Source organism: Acinetobacter endophylla (assembly GCF_053543775.1).
Genome location: NZ_JBLVOM010000247.1, coordinates 52748 through 71555, shown reverse-complemented (window position 1 = coordinate 71555; position 18808 = coordinate 52748). Strand labels below are relative to the sequence as shown.

Here is an 18808-nt window from a genome sequence, read left to right as displayed (position 1 = left end):
CGCATGAACAAAAAAGCCGATGCGGCATTATAGCAACATCGGCTTGGAGAAATTTGCTAAATTTTCTTTAAATCTCAGTGGTACTCAGGAAAGTTTCACGTAATAAAGCAGCCAGTTGCTCACGGGCTTTAATGAAACCGTCAATGCCGCCTTGCAATAATTCACTGGCCATCGGATCCTGTTTCAGTTGTGCTTCAAAATCGGCAGGGCTGATTGGGCTGAGTTCACCTTGAACTTTAATATCTTTGGCTGAGAGTTGGGCCTGCACTTCACGCTGATCATTTTCCAGTTCGGCCAGCAGGTTTGGTGCTACCGTGAGCAGGTCACAGCCGCTCAAGCCTAGAACCTGATCAATACTGCGGAAGCTGGCACCCATGATTTCAGTCTGAATACCATGCGCTTTATAAAATTCATAAATACGCTTAACCGAAAGTACACCCGGATCTTTTTCAATCGGGTAAGACTCAACGCCTTCAGCTTTTTTGTACCAGTCCAGAATACGGCCGACAAAAGGCGAGATTAATGTTACTTTGGCATCAGCACAGGCATGGGCCTGATGCTGACCAAACAATAAAGTCAGATTGGTATGAATGCCTTGTTCTTCCAGTGCTTTCGCTGCCTGAATGCCTTCCCAGGTAGACGCGATCTTGATCAGAATGCGGTCTGAGTCAATTCCATATTGCGCATAAAGTGCCAGTAACTCTTTGGCTTTGGCAATGGTAGCTTCAGTATTAAAGGACAGCGAAGCATCGACTTCCGTTGAAACACGACCTTCAATCAGTTTTAAGATTTCTACACCAAATTTGACCGTTAAAATATCAATAGTCCGTTCAATCAGAGCGTCATCTGCATAGCCTTCTTGCTGGGCTTGCTGAAAAGCAGCTTCAATCAAGGCCTGATTTTCAGGTTGTTTTGCTGCTGCAGTAATCAGCGATGGATTGGTGGTTGCATCAAGCGGACGAAATTTTTCAATGGCACTCAAATCACTGCTGTCTGCCACAATGATCGTCAAGTTTTTTAATTGGTTTAATGCAGTTAATGTCATTACGATCTAGTTCTATGGTTATTGCTTATGCTTTCTTATATATCATAAATGGCCGGTTTACCAAGTAGACTGTCGTTGAATTTCTGTGATTAATGCCCGGTTTTACGTTGTTTGCGCAAGTGATTAATCAAAAAATGAGCAGCTGTGCCTAATCGGGTTTCTCTGCTCCAGACCAGATCAACAAAATATTCAAACTTTGGGGTGAAATCGAGCAGGTTGAGAACCTGTAACTGATCTTGCAAATGTGGCTGCTCATTCAGCATTTCGAGTGGCAGAACCCCCCAGCCCAGTCCTTGCTGAATCATGCTGCAAGCCGAGTGGTGGTTGTCGGTGCGCCAGTAATTTCGTGAAAAGAGTAGTTCCGGCTTGATGGTGCGATCCCGACTGGCCACCACAATCTGCCTGTTTTGCAAAATCTGTTCATAACTGACTTGATCGAACTGACTTAGGGGATGCTGTTTGGCGACTACAGCCACCAGTACCTCACGTTTCAATTCCACAAACTGTTCCCGTGTTTCCAGTTGTTCGCGTTCAAACATCAAGGCTAGCTGCGCTGAACCTTCAAACAGCATACGATGTGCATCTTCCTGAGGTGCACTGAATACATTGACTTGCAGTGCAGGAAATTCCTGTTCTAGCAACACAATATAATCGGTCCAGCGCGTATGCAGCAATTCTGAAACTACCACAATATTCAATTCAGATTCCAAGCCTGAACTTAGGGCTTGAGCATGCTGTTTCCACTGGTTCATTTCTACCAGTAGCTGCTGGGTTTTTTCATACAATACCTGCGCTTGTGCAGTTGGTTTCGGTTCACGACCTATACGCTGAAACAGTTCCAGATTCAGGTCAATTTCCAGATTGGCAATGGCCATGCTGACTGCGGAAGGTACTTTACCCAGTTGACGGGCAGCTGCAGAGAAAGAACCGGTTTCCATCACAGTTTTAAACATCAGCAGCTGTTCCTGATTAACATTCATAATTTTATCTTTCATTTTTACTGATAGATTCTAACTCGAATAGTCAGATTTAAAGAAATAAAATTCTTGCATCATGTAATGAATTGAGCTGATTTGATATGTTAATTTCCAAAAGAAGGTTGATTCATGCAGCTTTATATGAAGGCATTTTACTGGTCGTGATCGCTGTCCTGCTAAGTACATTGATGCATATGCCGCTTGAGGTCACCGGTGCACTCGGGATTGCTATGGCCGTGACTTCAGTACTCTGGAACATGCTGTTTAATCATTATTTTGAAAAATTTGAAGCAAAACATCGTTTGAAAAGAACCATTAAAGTGCGGATTGCCCATGCAATTGGCTTTGAAGGCGGTTTGATGCTGGCGACCATTCCGATGGTGGCTTATGCCTTGCACATGAGTCTGGCTCAGGCCTTTCTGCTGGATTTGGCTTTGACCCTTTGTATCTTGGTGTATACCTTTATTTTCCAGTGGATTTATGATCATCTAGAAGCCAGACTGGGGCAAGAGCCGGATTATCGGAAAATCTCATCATCAAATAAGCCATAAAAAATACCACACAGTTCAGACTCCCTTTTCAGAATGCGAAAGGTGAAATATTCAGCGATGAGGACTTGATCAAGTCCTCATTTTTTATGCTCGAACCCAACTGAAAATTAAGCTATAAGACATTGATTTTTTATTTTAATTTTAAAATTTATTGGGGAATTCAATGCTATTTAGACGAGCGATCTTGTCAGTGTCCATCGTGTTGCTGATGTGGGGTTGTGGGGGTGGAGGAGGTGAGAGCAGTACGCCACAGCAGACGCTGCCGGATCCAGTGACACCCCCCGGTTCGGGTGAGCAACTGAGCAAAATTGCGGAATTTAAGGTTCTGGATGTGGGTTCAGAATTAACAGCAGGGAATTTCGGTCTGAAAACCTGGAATCCCACCGCCATGGTGGTAAATGGCGATGTCCTTTATATTGCCAATAGTCAGGCCGAATCGAATATTTTACGTTATGACTTAAAACAAAAACGTGCACTCAGTGCGATTGATCCTATGAAAATTTCGGGTCTGGCCAAAAAATGGGACAGCCTGAATGATCTGGAAATTCATGCAGGGCGTTTATATGTGGCCAATTATGGCTCGAACCGAATTGATATTCTAGATATTAGTGGTGAACAGCCGAGCTTCATTATGGCACTCGGTACAGGTGTGTGGTGGGGCGATGCGCTTAATTATTCGCTGGTACATAGCAATGCAGTGACTGCTGACGACCGTTATGTGTATGTACCTGATATTGAAGGCCGGATCAATGTCTGGCGTCAAAGTGATGTGACAGCGCAAAACCATTTAAAGGCCCGCAAATTTGCACGGCTCAGCTTGCCGGGCTGTGCACGCAACTGTAATGCACGTATGGAGGTCATGGGCGACTATCTGTATACCAGCCTGCCGGATGGTATGACTTATGTCCACGATATCAATCAGATTCAGGAAAATGGAAATAATATTACGCCCATTTTAACAGAAACCAATTTGTCGGCAGTCATGCATCGTCATAACGATGGCTTGGTCTATGTGTCACGAAATGATGGAACTGTAAAAAGCTACCGGGAAAAATCTTTTAACTTGGAGTCTATCTTACCCAATAAAAGTGTAGATACTTTCCGAGATTATATTTTAAAAGGGCAAAACCAGAGCAGTCGACTGGCCAAGGCCAGCGATCTTTATATTTATGGTCAGAATCTATTACACATGGCCAATCAGAAAATTCATATTCTGCCAATGCTGACCTTGCAACAGAATAAATCCACACAGCTAAACCAAGCTATGATTTTAACCGAATCTCAGGCACGCGAGAGAAGCCGTGTCTTGCAGGATGGTGAATCATGGGAAACCTTGACCAATAGCAGCCAGCGTCATGTCTATATGGACAAGATTTTATCGGCAACTCTAAATGGCAACCGCCTGCATTTGCAAAGCTACAGTGCTGTGCCTGTACGTGATTTGCAGATTCGTGCCAAGATTAAAAACTCAGAAGACTGGGTGATTCTGGCTAAGCTGGATCAGTTGACGCCATTTTCGAAGGCAAATTTTGGTCTCAAGTTGACCGATCAATCCCGTTTCCCGTTGCTTGATGGCACAGGCTCGATCCAGCTCGCAGGTCTGAGTCAGACCACGCAAAACCCAAGCAATGTTTTTGATCTGAAAATTAGCTCTGAGACCGATGAGCACGTCAAAAAGCTGAATCAGATTAAAGCCAAATGGAAAATTTATTTTGGTACCTATGATGAACCGAATAAATGGTGTCGTATTACGCCGGTCTATGCCCGGGAATGGGTCATGATGATGACCAATCTGGCCTATATGCTCAGTACTCCAGAATTTGAAACCTTATGGTTTAACCATAAAGCGGTCATGGGACACGATTTTTTTGGCAATGATGGTCAGGTAGAAGGGCCGAATGGTTTCTTTCAGCCAGAAGATTATGTCCGGATCTATCGGGAAATTCTTAACCGCAATGAAATTAATCTTGGCATTACCAATATGGGTGGTGGTTTAGGTGGTGGAGCAGTATTAGGAGTAGATACTTGGTTATTCTATGGCCATTACACATTATCTGGTTATCGAATTATTGCACATGAATTTGGTCATCATTGGGGCGGGCATAATAGTGCCTGGGCCATGTCGAATTATGGCTTTGAAGCTATGGTCGATTGGTTAAACTTCTATTTCCAGCGCCGTCCAGGCTCAATTCCTTATATGGACCCAAATGTGAATGCTTTCCACCTAACACCCGACAGCGCGCTTTGTCAGGGTGTGAACCAGAATATGGTAAAAGGTGTGGCATCGACTGCACCATGGAATAAAGTAGATGAATATTTTAAAAATAATCCAATAACAAATCCCTAAAACATAAAAAAAGCCCCTCAATTGAGGGGCTTTTTAATTGGATCGGTCAACGGATTATTTTTCAATAATTGCCGTCACACCTTGACCACCGGCTGCACAGATCGACACCAGTACGCGGCCTGAACCTTTCTGGTTAATCAGTTTTGCTGCTGTCGCAATGATACGACCACCAGTTGCTGCAAACGGGTGACCGGCAGCAAGTGAAGAGCCTTTTACGTTCAGTTTGGCACGGTCAATTGAACCTAAAGGTGCATCCAGACCTAAACGCTCTTTACAGAATTTTGGATCTTCCCAAGCTTTCAGCGTAGACAATACTTGAGATGCAAAAGCTTCATGAATTTCATAATAGTCGAAGTCTTGCAGTTTCAGACCTGCACGCTCAAGCATGCGTGGTACGGCATATGCAGGCGCCATCAACAGACCTTCTTTTTTCTCGACAAAATCAACTGCGGCAGTTTCCTGGAAAGTCAGGTAAGCTAGCACTTCATGGCCATTTGCCTTCGCCCATTCTTCAGAAGCGAGCAGTACACAAGAAGCACCATCTGTCAGTGGCGTAGAGTTACCTGCTGTCATGGTACGTGCATCACCTTTACCAAAAGCAGGTTTAAGTTTTGCCAGCTTCTCAACTGAAGAGTCTGGGCGCAGGTTGTTATCACGCTTAAGACCCAGGAATGGCGTGATCAGGTCATCAAAGAAACCTTCTTCGTATGCTGCAGCCATTTTCTGGTGTGAAGATGCAGCTAGCTCATCTTGCGCTTCACGGGAAATACCCCATTCCAGTGTGGTAATTGCCTGATGATCACCCATAGACAGACCTGTACGCGGTTCACCATTTTTTGGTGCATCCATCAGGTCTTTCACATTGATTTTGGTCAGTGCTTTCAGACGGTCTTTTGCAGTTTTCGCAATGTTTAGCTCAAGCAGTGCTTTACGTAAACCATCACCAAAAGCAATCGGCGCATCGGAAGTTGTATCTACACCACCTGCAATGCCCACTTCGATTTGACCTAAAGCAATCTTGTTGGCAACAAGAAATGCCGCTTGCAAACCGGTACCACATGCCTGCTGGATGTCATAAGCAGGCGTTTCAGGTGCAAGGGCAGTATTTAGTACACATTCACGGGTCATATTGAAGTCACGGCTGTGTTTCAGTACTGCACCCGCAACCACTTCACCTAAGCGTTGACCTTGCAGATTAAAGCGTTCAACTAGGCCGTTCAGGGTTGCTGTAAACATGTCAGTATTGGATGCCGTAAAGTAAGCACCATTAGAACGTGCAAATGGAATGCGGTTACCACCGATAATCGCAACGCGGCGAACTGTATTTTGGCTCATGTTTGGTTCCTGTAGAACAGAAGTCTGTGTTGTAGAGATTAAATCTTTTTCAGATGAAGTCGTATTTTTGGCACGGGCAGGTGTGCTCTGTGTACGCGAGGTTTTAGTCGGACTTTTTTCTGTCCCAGTGGCTGTGTCAGTATTTTTAGTGCTACGCTTGGTGCGCGTTGATGGTTTTGACACAGTTTCTGTCGCAGAGTTCTCGACTGCTGGATTTTCTTGAGTTGTTTTGCTCATAAGGCTTTACCAGGCAAATAGATCGTCTTCTTGGTGTTTACATTAGCATAGAAGAGGATAGGCTGTATTGACTACAATGACATTACAGACTGCGCTCAGGTCAAGTCATCTGCCTATTATCTCAAGTATGATTGGGCGGAATCTGGCGGATCTATTGAAATATATGTGTCTGGCATCATATTGAAGTTTAAGGGTAACTTTAGATCAACCAAAAATTAATTTGTATGAGAGATAATAAACATGACTGATCAGTACCAAACTTTTGCAAAATCTCCTATTGGTAAATTTGTCATTAAAAATTTGGGTTTGCCATCCCCAACTTCTTTAGACCGTTTTGAGTCTGCTACGCCGGTGGTAAAAGGCGCAGTATTATTGGGCGCAGCACCAGCAAGTCCATTGACGGGTGCTATTGCTCAGGTTCTGGCAAATATTCATGCCAACAGCTATGCAGGTAATAATGCTGAGTTGCAACAGGCGGCTGCAGCATCTGGGCTGAATCTGGGTGCATTTAACCCGGGCGATAAAGAATCAAAATTCAAGGTCGTTATTTTTGATGCTTCAGGGATCGAAAATTCAGAACAGTTAAAATCACTTTATGATTTCTTTAACCCGATTGCGCGTCAAATCCAAAGTTCTGGCCGTGTCGTGATTGTAGGGACTACGCCTGAAACTGCTAAATCAGTCAGTCAGTCAATCGCTCAACGTGCACTGGAAGGTTTTGTAAAATCTGTTGGTAAAGAGTTTAAAAAGGGAATTGCAGCGAACCTGATCTATGTAGATGCTGGTGCAGAAGCAAACCTTGAGTCTGCTTTACGTTTTGCAGTTTCTCCACGTTCTGCCTATGTTTCTGGTCAGGTGATTCGTGTTTCACCTGCTGAAAAAGTAGACGTAGACTGGACTAAACCATTAGCAGGCAAAACTGCTGTAGTAACCGGTGCGAGCCGTGGTATTGGTGAAGCGATTGCTCATGTATTGGCACGTGATGGTGCACATGTCATCTGTCTGGATGTTCCGCAGCAGCAAGCGGACCTTGATCGTGTAGCCGGTGAAATTGGCGGTTCAACTTTAGCTATTGATATTACTGCTGCAGATGCAGGTGAGAAAATCAAAGCGGCAGCAGCTGAGCAGGGTGGTCTGGACATTATTGTGCACAATGCCGGTATTACCCGTGACAAGACTTTGGCCAATATGAAGCCTGAGCTATGGGATCTGGTGATTAACATCAACCTGTCTGCGATTGAACGTGTAAATGACTATTTAATCTCCAACGATGGTCTAAATGCCAATGGTCGTATTATCTGTGTATCCTCAATTTCAGGCATTGCAGGTAACCTGGGTCAAACCAACTATGCAGCGTCTAAAGCGGGTGTGATTGGTGTGGTGAAATTCACAGCACCAACTTTAAAAAATGGTATAACCATTAATGCCGTTGCACCGGGCTTTATCGAAACACAAATGACGGCTGCGATTCCATTTGCGATCCGTGAAGCGGGCCGCCGTATGAATTCGATGAGTCAAGGCGGTCTACCTGTCGATGTTGCAGAAACGATTGCAATGTTTGCTGCTACTGCATCAACAGGTTTAAATGGCAACGTGATACGTGTATGTGGTCAAAGTCTTTTAGGGGCTTAAAGCATTCAAATTCTCTCTTGCGCTTTTATTGAAGCTCAGAGGGAGGATTTAGGAGAGGGAGATTAGGGGCTTTTTTTAGCCCTCTCTCTAACTCTCTCCCAAAGGGAGAGAGAACTCCACTCATATATAAATGAAAAGAATATTTTAAAGGTTCAGTATGAATACGCGCCATTTTAGTCAACTTCCAAAACCTTATTTAGCCTATCCAAAAGTGATTCAGGGCTTGATTTTTAAAAAGCCGAAAGCTGAAAAAGTTCTACCGCAAGTTGAATATGTGGTGGATTCATTCAAGGTCGATCAAAAACATTTGAAAGCTTATAATGAAGTCTGCGGTTTTAAAAATAATGGTTATATTCCAGCAATCTATCTGACGGTGCTTTCACAAAGTCTGCAAATGCACATGATGACTTCAGAAGCATTTCCATTTCCGATCTTGGGCTTGGTACATATCCGTAACCAAGTGAAGCAATACCGTAAAATTGGCGTCAATGAAACCTTGACCCTATCATGCAAATTTGGCGAATTGCAGCCGCACGATAAAGGCGTGCAGTTTGATTTCATTACTACAGTCAAAGTGGGAGGCGAGGTCGTAGTTGAAGCATTGACGACTTATCTGTCACGTCAAAAGACCAATGCTAAAGCTGCTGCAAAACCTGCAGAAAGCCAAGCGCCAGAATATATACTCAATAATGAATGGAACATCTCGGAGAATACGGGTCGTCGTTATGCCATGACCTCAGGCGACTTTAACTTGATCCATATTCATGCAGTCACAGCGAAAGCTTTTGGTTTTAAACAGGCGATTGCACATGGTATGTGGAGCAAGGCCAAAGCACTGGCGAATCTGTCATTGCCAGATGCTTATGAAGCTGATGTCTGGTTCAAGTTGCCGATGTACTTGCCATCTAAAGTTGAGTTCCTGACGGCACAGGCAGCCAATGATACAGATTTTCTGATACGAAGCAGTAAAAATCAAAAACCACACGTCACCGGCCATATCAAAGCAATTTAAATCTGAATCAAAAGCCTAAACCCGATTTAGGCTTTTTCATTTTAAGGGATCAATATTCTATGGATAGAATGATGCAGCCAATTAAAGATTATCTGTTTGCTGATCAGCATAATTATCAGGGCAATGTCGATGAGCGTTTCAGTGACCTTGCCCGTCAGTTTAGCCGTTTGCAGGATGCACGTACCGAACAGGGTGGTGCCGCACTGGTGGTATATTTTGAGGGACAAAAGGTCGTCGATATTTATACCGGTAAAAAGTCTGTCACTGAAAACTGGCAACCGGATACCATGTCGCTGTGTTATTCCACAGGTAAAGGTGTGCTGGCGACTTTGGCGCATATTCTGGTCAGTCAAGGTTATCTGGATTATGATCGACCGGTTGCAGAATACTGGTCTGAATTTGCACAAAAGGGTAAAGAAAATATTACTCTGGCGCATATGCTCAGTCATCAAAGTGGATTGTTTGATATCCGCAATCTCATTGATGATGCCACTGAAATGGCTGACTGGTCGCATATGCTAGACCGGATTGCGGCAGCAGAACCACGGTTTCAGGTTGCTACGGATGCAGCTTATCAACCGCTAACCTTTGGCTGGCAGGTGGGTGGGGTATTAGAAAAAGCGACTGGTAAAAAACTGGGTGCACTGATGCAGGAATATCTGGTACAGCCATTACAATTAAATGGTGCTTATTTTAGCGTACCGACGCATGAGTTAGCTCGGGTGGCCTTACCTATTTTAAAGCCTAAAGCCGCCAAGTCTCAAACACAGACTGCGATAAAAACTGTGCCAAGGCAACCAAACCTGATGGAACGAGCCTTGGTATGGAGTGGTCAGAGTCCACAGGATTTTCAGGATGCCATGATTCCCAAAGGCATGAAGAAATTTAGTTTCTTTAGTGAACAGGGTCTACAAGCGATTATTCCGTCTGCCAATGGAGTATTTACCGCAGAGAGTTTGGCAAAAATCTATGCCATGCTGGCCAGTCGTGGTGAATGGCAAGGACAGCAACTGATCTCGCAGGAGGTATTCCAGCGACTGAGTCAGGTGCAATACAAAACAAGAGATCGGGTCATGCCTTTACCGATGCACTGGCGCTTGGGTTACCACCGTGTTCTCACTTTAGGAAAAGCCTCTAAAGGTTTTGGTCATATGGGCTTTAATGGCTCTGGCGCCTGGTGTGATCCTGAGCGCGGTTTAAGTTTTGCCTATACACATAACTTTCCTACAGGTTCATTGACCGGAGACTACCGTCTTTGGGGGCTGACGCAGGAAACATTGCGCTGTGCGGATGCGGTACTGACCGGGCGCAAAGGCTGGCGCTAAATATCCCTGATTTGGGAGTTTAGCCCGTCAGCTAAATATGTTATTTTGTCGCGCAGTCCATGGCTGTGGTGTGAAGTAATGAAAAAAGTGCTGGTGATTCCTCTGGTCGCAAGCAGTGCGTTGTTCGGATGTCAGGAGCCGAATCAGCCGGCTGCACATACGGTGATTGAAGCCAAAGCTCAGATTCCTGCCTGGGTTGGGAGTTATCAGGGTACAACGCCATGTATGGGATGCTTTTCAAGTTGTGAAGATTGTCCAGGCATAGCAGTGGCTTTGACCTTGAATGAAGATCAGACCTTTACTTTACAGCGTGAAAGTTTGAGTGGTCATAATGAAATTGAAACGATGAGCGGGCAGATTCGGTTTCAGGATGAATCACAACAAAAGATTGAACTACTGAATGTCGATACCCGAAATCTGCTCTATGTCGATCTGAAAAAGCATGTTCTGGAAATTCGTGAAGATCAAACAGGCAAACGCTACCAGATGCAAAGTGACTTTATCCTGTTTGAATCCGTCTAATTTTAAAAAAGCATCTGTTTTATATCCCTTTTTCAATGATTTTGATCAAGGGATTTTTATTCTTTATAAACCGGCATTCATTTCACTATTTTATAAAAAAACAGTATGCTTAGACCTGTAAAAAGGAGCATACATGTATCAAGTACTTGCGCGAAAATACCGTCCTCGTAATTTTAATGAATTGGTGGGCCAAAACCATGTATCACGTGCTTTAACCAGTGCGCTCGAACGTGGTCGTTTGCATCATGCCTATTTGTTTACAGGAACACGTGGTGTCGGAAAAACCACGATTGCACGTATTTTGGCGAAGTGCTTGAACTGCGAGACCGGTATTACTTCGACGCCTTGCGAGGTGTGTCCGACCTGTACCGCAGTCAATGAAGGCCGTTTTATTGATTTAATCGAAATCGATGCGGCATCACGCACCAAAGTGGAAGATACCCGCGAGCTGCTCGACAATGTGCCTTATGCACCGACTCAAGGTCGCTTCAAGGTCTACCTGATCGATGAAGTGCACATGCTCTCCACGCATTCTTTTAATGCGCTGTTAAAGACGCTGGAAGAACCACCGGAACACGTCAAATTTCTGTTCGCAACCACTGATCCGCAAAAACTGCCGATTACTGTCATTTCACGTTGCTTGCAATTTACCTTGCGCCCATTGGCAGTTGATGAAATTACCGAACATCTAGGCCATATTCTTAGCAAAGAAAGTATTCAGTCTGATCAGGATGCGATCTGGCAGATTGCTGAATCTGCACAAGGTTCTCTGCGTGATGCCTTGTCCTTAACTGATCAGGCGATTGCCTATGGTCAGGGTGCAATCCAGCATCAGGATGTCAAAGACATGCTCGGTCTGATTGACCGTACCATTATTTATGACCTGATTCTGGCGATTCATCAGAACCAGAAAGCGCAGGTCAGTCAGTTATTACTACAGTTCCGTCAGCAAGCTCTGGATGTGTCACTGGTGCTAGACCAGCTAATTTCGACACTGCATGAACTGGCCTTATTACAATATTTACCAGATTTAAGCCTGAAATATAGTGCCGAGATCAATCGAAAGATCATGCAGTTATCGGCTCTAATCTCAGCACAGGACCTGCAACTGTATTATCAAATTGCCTGCAAAGGGCGTGCCGATTTACAGCTGGCAGTTACGCAAGAACAAGGCTTTGAAATGACGGTGCTACGTTTGCTGGCTTTCCGTCCATTACAACCAAGTGAAACTCTAGTGATGCAGGAGACTGCACCGCAACAGGCAGCCACCCATACAACACGCCTACAGCAACCTGTTCAGACAAAACTTCAATCTGAATCAGTAGAAACACAATCATTGGAGGCAGAACCGGTATTTGATGATTTTTCTCTGGACGATGAGTCGGATGAGGAGATTGATGTCGCATCAGCGTCTGAACCTTCTTCGGATGATTTTTTGGATGAGGAAGAGCCAACCAACATCAATGCCTCTGAGCCTGTTCAGGCAGTAATTGCTCAGACAGCGATTGAAGAAGTGCAGTCTGGTGATCAAATTGTTTTTGATCCAAATGACGACAAAGGCCTATTTGGTTTTGATGAAATTGAGAGCACCACAGAAATAGCGGCTACAAGCAGCAGCTCGGATGATTTTCTGCTTGAAGAGTTTATTCCTGCAGATGCTGTCATTCCTGCTGAGCCAGCACAAGACATCATGTCTGCTAATGAGGAATTTAGTCTTGCTGCACCGGAATTAGAACTTTCACAGGAATCGATTGCTCAGCCTGCTCTTGAAAATACAGCTCCGGTTCAGCCAGTCGCACAGACAGCTTTGCCGGAAGGGATTTTCCAAGATGTAAATACGCAGAATCTGATGCCACAGGATATTTTAAAAATTCCTGAGCAAGCCTTAGACGGTGAGTGGAGCGTAGAAAAGTGGGAATACTGGTTCCGTAATAGCCAGCTTTCTCCGGCGGTACAGGAACTGGCGCAATATGGCGTCATGACTGGCCAGATTAATGGTGAATCCGTTTTCCATATTCCTGAACAGTACCAGCAGTTGTTGACCCAGTTGCAACATCATCTGGAAGCTGCTTTGCAACAGCAATGGCCGCAAACTAACTTCCAGGTGAAATTTGAAAATGTGGATCAGTTAACGCCATATACCATGCAGCATCAGCGTAAGGCACGTGCCTTTAAACGTGCCGAAGAATTGTTACATGCTGAACCGGCAGTACGCGATCTGTTACAGCAGTTTGACGGTGAACTGCAAAATATTCAGCTGAAATAGGCTGGATTTTAAGTCACAACAAATCGAGATAAAGCATCCCGCATTTCGACTGGAATCGGGGTGCTTTTTCGTGTCTCACGATCGACAAATACATGAACAAAATTGCCTTGCGCAGCGGCTGTATCTGAGTTGCGTTTAAAAATAGCCAGATCATAGCTGAGCGATGAATTTCCCATGCTTTCAATCGCCACGCCCACTTCAATGATTTCCGGATAAGACAGTTCCTGATTGAACTGACAGTTGGAGTTGACCACCAGCCCAATCATCGGGGAATATTTAGGATCAAAATCAGCTTCCTGAATCAGCAGGGCATTGGCTGCGGTATCAAAATAACTATAATAAGTCACATTGTTGACATGGCCGTACAGATCATTGTCTGCCCATCGGGTTTGAATGGGCAGGAAAAAAGTATAGTGTTCACGCTGTTTGATCGTAGCTTTCATTATTATTAAATCCTCAGCTATTCAGGCTTAGGTAGAAATTGGTCTAGATTATTAAATCCTCAGCTATTCAGGCTTAGGTAGAAATTGGTCTAGGCATAGATCGCCTGATAAATCTGAAAAGCATCCTCCACCTTGAGTTCACGTGGATTATTTTGCAACAGCCGGCTTTGTTGCATCGCATCTTCTGCCATGACCTGCAGCATATGTTCTGGAACATTCAACTGATTTAGTTTTAAAGTTAAACCGCTTTGCATCAGATGATTATTAAAATGATCAATAAATAGATCGGTCAGGCCATCATGACAACCTTTACTGCGGGGATCCAGCCAGGTCATTAATTCCGCATAGAGCTGTTTAGCCGCTGGCGCATTAAACTTTAATACTTCAGTTAGAACCAGCGCATTGCTATGCCCGTGTGACAGGTGAAAATGGCCACCAAGCGGATAAGCCAGCGCATGTACGGCAGCGACCGGTGCATTGGCAAAAGCTTGTCCAGCCAGCATGGAACCGACCAGCATATTTTGACGCGCATCTAAATCATATCCGTCTTGCAGTACGCGCGGCAGATTGGCATTCAGTAATCTTAAAGCCTGTTTGGCCAGCATATCCGAATAAGGGTTTTTCTTGTGTTTTGAGGTATAGGCTTCAATGGCATGCACCATGGCATCAATGCCGGTGGCGGCAGTGATCTGTGCCGGAAGATTTTGGGTAAAGGTTGCATCCAGAATGGCAATATCTGCAAAGAGAATGGGCGCGACAATGCCAGTTTTGGTCGTTTCACCTGTGGTGACAATCGAAATCGGCGTTACTTCGGAGCCTGTTCCGGCAGTGGTAGGTACCAAAATTAAAGATAAACGTGGCCCGGTGGCATTATCAACGCCATACAAATCGGACAATGTCTGATGCTGCTCAGGATGTGCCAGAATCGCGATTAGTTTGGCCACATCCATTGAGCTGCCACCACCAAAGCCCAGGATCACATCAATATTTTCCTGTTTTGCAAAAGCCGCCGCTTCAAGTACCACGGTATCGGGTGGATCAGCCTGAACATCCGAGTAAATCACGTAATCCAGACCGGCAGATTCAATAATATCCAGAATCGGCAGATGTAATTGCTGCTTCAGCATGCCGGGATCGGTCACCAGCAGAAGACGTCGATAGCGGCCATTTTTTAGGATTTTAAATAATTCCTGAATCGTGCCTAGTCCGGCAATGATATTGGGGACGGTTTGAAACTGAAAACGATTCATGGCGATATCCTTGATTTTTTTATTGCAAATACGAGATTATTCTATGGTTGTAAGATAGGAATCAGTATATAAATAACTTAACATAAGAATCCTTAAAATAAAGTAGCTCTGAGGTTGTTTATGTCATCCAGAACGCCATACAAGGTGTTATGTGTTTGTTTGGGAAATATTTGCCGCTCTCCCACGGCAGAAGTTGTACTCAGACATTATTGTGATGAACAGCAACTGAACATTGTGGTCGACTCTGCCGGAACCAGTAATTATCATCCGGGCAAGGCTCCAGACTTGCGTAGCCAAAAGCACGCACTGAAACGTGGTTACGATCTTTCTGGCTTGCGGGCGCGTCAGCTGACTCCGCATGATTTTATTGATTATGATCTGATTCTGGCGATGGATCTGGAGAATTTATCCAATATCCAGAACATACAGCGTCTGGCAGAAACTCGGTTTGGTCATGTACGTGCACGCGTGGCACTGATGAGTGAGCATGATCAGATCTATCCAAAACAGGCTTTACCCGATCCCTATTATGGCGAAGCGGATGGCTTTGAACGGGTGCTTGATCAGTGTGAGTCCAGCAGCCAGGCCTGGATTGAGATTTTTAAACAGAATTTACACAAGGTTTAAGCAATGCAGATTCAAACCCAGGTTCAACTTAAACCTTTTAATACCTTAAATTTAGAAGCAGTTGCTTCATACTATGCCCATATTCAGTCCACCACTGATCTATTGGCTGCACTGGATTTTGCTGAACAGCAACAACTCAATGTACTGATCCTATCAGGCGGCAGCAATATGTTGTTGCCGGAGCAGATTGATGCACTGGTTCTGCATATGGATATTCAGGGTATAGAGATGCTGGATGCTGATGATCAGTCGCAATGTTTACGTGTGGGTGGCGGACAGGGCTGGCATGACTTCGTGCTCTGGACTACGGCACAAAGTTTATATGGCCTACAGAATCTGGCTTTAATTCCGGGACGTGTCGGTGCTTCGCCAGTACAGAATATTGGCGCTTATGGCGTTGAAGTCGGAGAATTCATCGATTCTGTTGAGGTCTATGACCGTCAGTTGAAACAGTTTGCTTCGATTCAGGCAGCAGATTGCCAGTTTGCCTATCGGCATAGTATTTTTAAAGATGGTCCTAACCGTTATGTGATTACCCATGTGACTTTTAGATTACTTAAACAGCCAGAGTTGAAACTGAATTATGGTGATCTGAAGACTGCGGTCGGTGATCAGCTCACAGCAGAAAACCTGCAGCAACAAGTCATTCAGATTCGTCAGAGTAAATTGCCTGATCCGCAAGAATTTCCCAATGTGGGCAGCTTCTTTAAAAATCCTGTAGTTGGTCAGGCGGTCTTTGACCGAATTGCTGCATCTTTCCCGAATTTACCCCATTACCAGCAAGCCAATACGCAAGTTAAACTTGCAGCAGGCTGGTTAATTGATCAGGCGGGCTGGAAAGGCAAACAGTTGGGGCCTGTCGGCATGTTTCATAGACAGGCGCTGGTCTTGGTGAATTATGGTCAAGCCTCTCTCACCGATGTCCGTAAAACGTATCGTGCGGTACAGCAATCAGTTTGGGAAAAATTCAATCTAATGCTGGAACCTGAACCTGTATTGTTCGATAAAAATGGCTTGATCCGTTCTCATCAGGAAGAGGAATAACATGAAAAACACCCATTGGATGGTACGTTTGCTACAAATAGTTACTGGACTGTTTGTGCTATGCGGCTGTCTACTGGTGTTAGTTTATACGCCTTTTTACTCAAAAATGATCGTCAAGGGCTTAAACCAGTTTGTCTCCTTAGAGCTAAATGAAGTCGCGGCCCAAAGCCAGAAAATGGCAGCGCTTAGTGAACATGAAAATCTGGAACCTGGCTCTGATTTGTGGATTGCCCGTCAGGCATATTTAAAGGTCATGGAACAGGATATCCAGCAAAATAACTCGGCCAACCTGATGCTGATCCAGGCACGTTATAAAGCACTGCAGCAGGTGATTGAAGAATATCAACGCGAGCAGCAAGATCAAAAAACAGAGCAAAGTCCACCTGCTCAGGTGCCGTTATTGTCCTCGCAGGAAGATGCAGAACCAGTCGATCCGACAGCCAATGTCCGGGAATTACTGGAGTGGGACAGTAGTGAAAACAAGGAACGTATTGAGCAATATATGGAGTTTCTGACGACGCATCCGCTGGAACAAGGGGAAGCCAGTTCGGTACAGGAAACTGATGGAGAGGAAATCCAGCAGGACTTGGCTTTATTACAAGAGCAACAGCAGGCTAAACCCGTCAATAGCTCTCAGCCTTATGCCATTGTGGTATTGGGTGGTGGCTTAACTCAGGATGAACAGAGCAAAGAAATTGTCGTCAATAACTATACGCGACTACGGCTGGAAACCACGCTGGCAGTAGAGAAACATTACCAGTTGCCGATTGTTCTGAGTGGGGTCGAAGCGCCATATATGCAGCGCTGGTTAAAAAATCATGGTGTCGATGCTAAATTACTGGAAGATCGCAGCATGAACACCTGTGAAAATACCCGATTCAGTTCATTATTATTACAAAAGAAAGGTGGAGCGCCTACAGTGATTCTGATTACGGATCGTTATCATATGCCGCGTACCCGCCGTTTATTTGCGTTAAATGGCATACAAACCATTCCGGTAGAAGCGCCGATGCCAACGCCATTGACACGATGGCGTCCAAGTGCACAAAATTATGATCACAGTCGTCGTGCCAATTATGAAATGTTGGCGACCATGCGCGATATGTGGTTTGGATCCAGTGACTGTCGGGAGGTGCCATAATGTCTGATATCCCATTTTTAAATCCCACCATTCTGAAACAGCTGGATTTACCCATTCCGAGTCGGGATGTTACGCCTCAACTCTTGCCACCTTTAAACCTGAATCGTAGTGATGAACCGCCGATTGATCTGCAGTCCTATCGAAAGCTTTATGGTTTTGATTTACTGGACTGCAAACACTGGCAGGGCTATGTACAGATGCCATTATTCAAGTTGCATGTACAGGTGTTTGAACCGAATCTGGAAAATACCCGCTTTGACAAGATTCAGGGAACTGCTTTTCTGTTGCATGGTTATCTGGAACATAGCGGCATTTATCAGCCCATTGTCAAAGAGCTTTTAGAACAGGGTTTTAGTGTGTTGACCTATGATCTGCCTGGACATGGTCTGAGTGATGGTTCACCTGCCAGCATTCAGAATTTTGATCATTATCAGCAGGTTTTGCATGCCGTACATCGTTATGTGCAACATGCCTCACAATTACCGAAACCTTGGGTTGGCATCGGGCAGAGTACCGGCGGTGCGATCTGGATGCACCATTTACTGGAGTTTGCACAGCGTCGTGAAAATCCTTTTGTTGAACGAGTCTTATTGTTATCACCATTGATTCGTCCCGCCAAAACTGCCTGGTGGCATAATTCGGTCGGATTGGGCATTATTAGCCGAATCAAACGTGAAGTTCCCCGGCATTTCAGACGCAATAATCATAATCCGGAGTTTCTGCGTTTTATCCGGCTTAAAGATCCATTACAACCGCGAATGATGGGCATGGACTGGATTTTAGCGATGTCACGCTGGATGCTGGAAATGGAAGCGCGTCCGGCTTGTCGTATTCCAGTCTGGCTAGCACAGGGTGCACAGGATCAGACTGTGGACTGGCGTTATAATATCGAATTTATCCGACGTAAATTCAGACTCCAGACTTTGCTTATGCTAGAAGAGGGTTCGCATCAGTTAATCAATGAGCGTGCTGATATTCGTGCTGCATTGACGGGTTTGATTCCTGCCTTTCTGCATGCACACGGCAGCAAAACTTATTATTAATAGATTGAAAA

General features: G+C 44.8%; 16 protein-coding genes. 11 read left to right on the top strand and 5 right to left on the bottom strand.

What is annotated here, in order from left to right; translation table 11 throughout:
• Window positions 1–67 precede the first annotated feature (67 nt).
• Both tal and aceR read right to left on the bottom strand, forming a co-directional pair.
• Entirely contained in the window at window positions 68–1045 is a 978-nt protein-coding gene (tal, locus tag ACNPNW_RS12875; RefSeq protein WP_085064292.1) for a transaldolase, read from the bottom strand.
• 89 nt (window positions 1046–1134) lie between these two features.
• Window positions 1135–2025 carry an HTH-type transcriptional regulator AceR gene (gene aceR, locus ACNPNW_RS12870; protein ID WP_005263303.1) on the bottom strand — a complete coding sequence of 297 codons (891 nt, stop codon included), beginning with the start codon at window positions 2023–2025 and terminating at the stop codon, window positions 1135–1137.
• Between the two features lie 98 nt (window positions 2026–2123).
• Here aceR and ACNPNW_RS12865 point away from each other — a divergent pair, with 98 nt between their 5' ends.
• Together ACNPNW_RS12865 and ACNPNW_RS12860 are read left to right on the top strand one after the other, a co-directional pair.
• Window positions 2124–2573: an AceI family chlorhexidine efflux PACE transporter gene (locus tag ACNPNW_RS12865; RefSeq protein WP_005252200.1), complete on the top strand. Its 450-nt coding sequence runs from the start codon at window positions 2124–2126 to the stop codon at window positions 2571–2573.
• Between the two features lie 163 nt (window positions 2574–2736).
• Window positions 2737–4920: an LVIVD repeat-containing protein gene (locus tag ACNPNW_RS12860; protein ID WP_085064291.1), complete on the top strand. Its 2184-nt coding sequence runs from the start codon at window positions 2737–2739 to the stop codon at window positions 4918–4920.
• A 54-nt stretch (window positions 4921–4974) separates the two neighbouring features.
• On the opposite strand, the gene ACNPNW_RS12855 is transcribed toward ACNPNW_RS12860, so the two are convergent.
• The gene (locus ACNPNW_RS12855) at window positions 4975–6492 is read right to left on the bottom strand and encodes an acetyl-CoA C-acetyltransferase (RefSeq protein WP_448767017.1); all 1518 of its coding nucleotides are present in this window, start codon (window positions 6490–6492) and stop codon (window positions 4975–4977) included.
• A gap of 240 nt (window positions 6493–6732) precedes the next feature.
• Between ACNPNW_RS12855 and ACNPNW_RS12850 the strand changes: the two genes are divergently transcribed.
• The 5 genes from ACNPNW_RS12850 to dnaX all read left to right on the top strand — a co-directional run bounded on the left by ACNPNW_RS12850 (window position 6733) and on the right by dnaX (window position 13249).
• A complete protein-coding gene (locus ACNPNW_RS12850) occupies window positions 6733–8124 on the top strand; it encodes a 3-oxoacyl-ACP reductase (RefSeq protein WP_085064854.1) in 1392 nt (463 codons plus the stop codon).
• 157 nt (window positions 8125–8281) lie between these two features.
• Window positions 8282–9136 (top strand): MaoC family dehydratase, encoded by an 855-nt coding sequence (locus ACNPNW_RS12845; protein ID WP_004645431.1) that lies wholly within the window; start codon window positions 8282–8284, stop codon window positions 9134–9136.
• A 59-nt stretch (window positions 9137–9195) separates the two neighbouring features.
• A complete protein-coding gene (locus tag ACNPNW_RS12840) occupies window positions 9196–10461 on the top strand; it encodes a serine hydrolase domain-containing protein (RefSeq protein ID WP_085064855.1) in 1266 nt (421 codons plus the stop codon).
• A gap of 78 nt (window positions 10462–10539) precedes the next feature.
• Window positions 10540–10983, top strand: coding sequence for a copper resistance protein NlpE N-terminal domain-containing protein (locus ACNPNW_RS12835; RefSeq protein WP_085064856.1), 444 nt, complete (start codon window positions 10540–10542; stop codon window positions 10981–10983).
• A gap of 133 nt (window positions 10984–11116) precedes the next feature.
• A complete protein-coding gene (dnaX, locus tag ACNPNW_RS12830) occupies window positions 11117–13249 on the top strand; it encodes a DNA polymerase III subunit gamma/tau (protein WP_085064857.1) in 2133 nt (710 codons plus the stop codon).
• Window positions 13250–13257: 8 nt separating this feature from the next.
• On the opposite strand, the gene ACNPNW_RS12825 is transcribed toward dnaX, so the two are convergent.
• Window positions 13258–13692, bottom strand: coding sequence for an acyl-CoA thioesterase (locus ACNPNW_RS12825; protein ID WP_085064858.1), 435 nt, complete (start codon window positions 13690–13692; stop codon window positions 13258–13260).
• An 89-nt stretch (window positions 13693–13781) separates the two neighbouring features.
• Window positions 13782–14942, bottom strand: a complete 1161-nt coding sequence (locus ACNPNW_RS12820; RefSeq protein ID WP_121979772.1) for an iron-containing alcohol dehydrogenase — start codon at window positions 14940–14942, stop codon at window positions 13782–13784.
• 120 nt (window positions 14943–15062) lie between these two features.
• On the opposite strand from ACNPNW_RS12820, the gene ACNPNW_RS12815 reads away from it, so the two are divergent.
• The 4 genes from ACNPNW_RS12815 to ACNPNW_RS12800 are packed head-to-tail and all read left to right on the top strand — an operon-like array spanning window position 15063 to window position 18797.
• Window positions 15063–15569, top strand: coding sequence for a low molecular weight protein-tyrosine-phosphatase (locus tag ACNPNW_RS12815; RefSeq protein WP_085064859.1), 507 nt, complete (start codon window positions 15063–15065; stop codon window positions 15567–15569).
• A gap of 3 nt (window positions 15570–15572) precedes the next feature.
• Window positions 15573–16613, top strand: a complete 1041-nt coding sequence (gene murB, locus ACNPNW_RS12810) for a UDP-N-acetylmuramate dehydrogenase (RefSeq protein WP_085064860.1) — start codon at window positions 15573–15575, stop codon at window positions 16611–16613.
• Between the two features lies 1 nt (window position 16614).
• The gene (locus tag ACNPNW_RS12805; protein ID WP_085064861.1) at window positions 16615–17754 is read left to right on the top strand and encodes a YdcF family protein; all 1140 of its coding nucleotides are present in this window, start codon (window positions 16615–16617) and stop codon (window positions 17752–17754) included.
• Window positions 17754–18797 (top strand): alpha/beta hydrolase, encoded by a 1044-nt coding sequence (locus tag ACNPNW_RS12800; protein WP_448767016.1) that lies wholly within the window; start codon window positions 17754–17756, stop codon window positions 18795–18797. The genes ACNPNW_RS12805 and ACNPNW_RS12800 overlap by 1 nt, the downstream gene beginning before the upstream one ends.
• Window positions 18798–18808 lie beyond the last annotated feature (11 nt).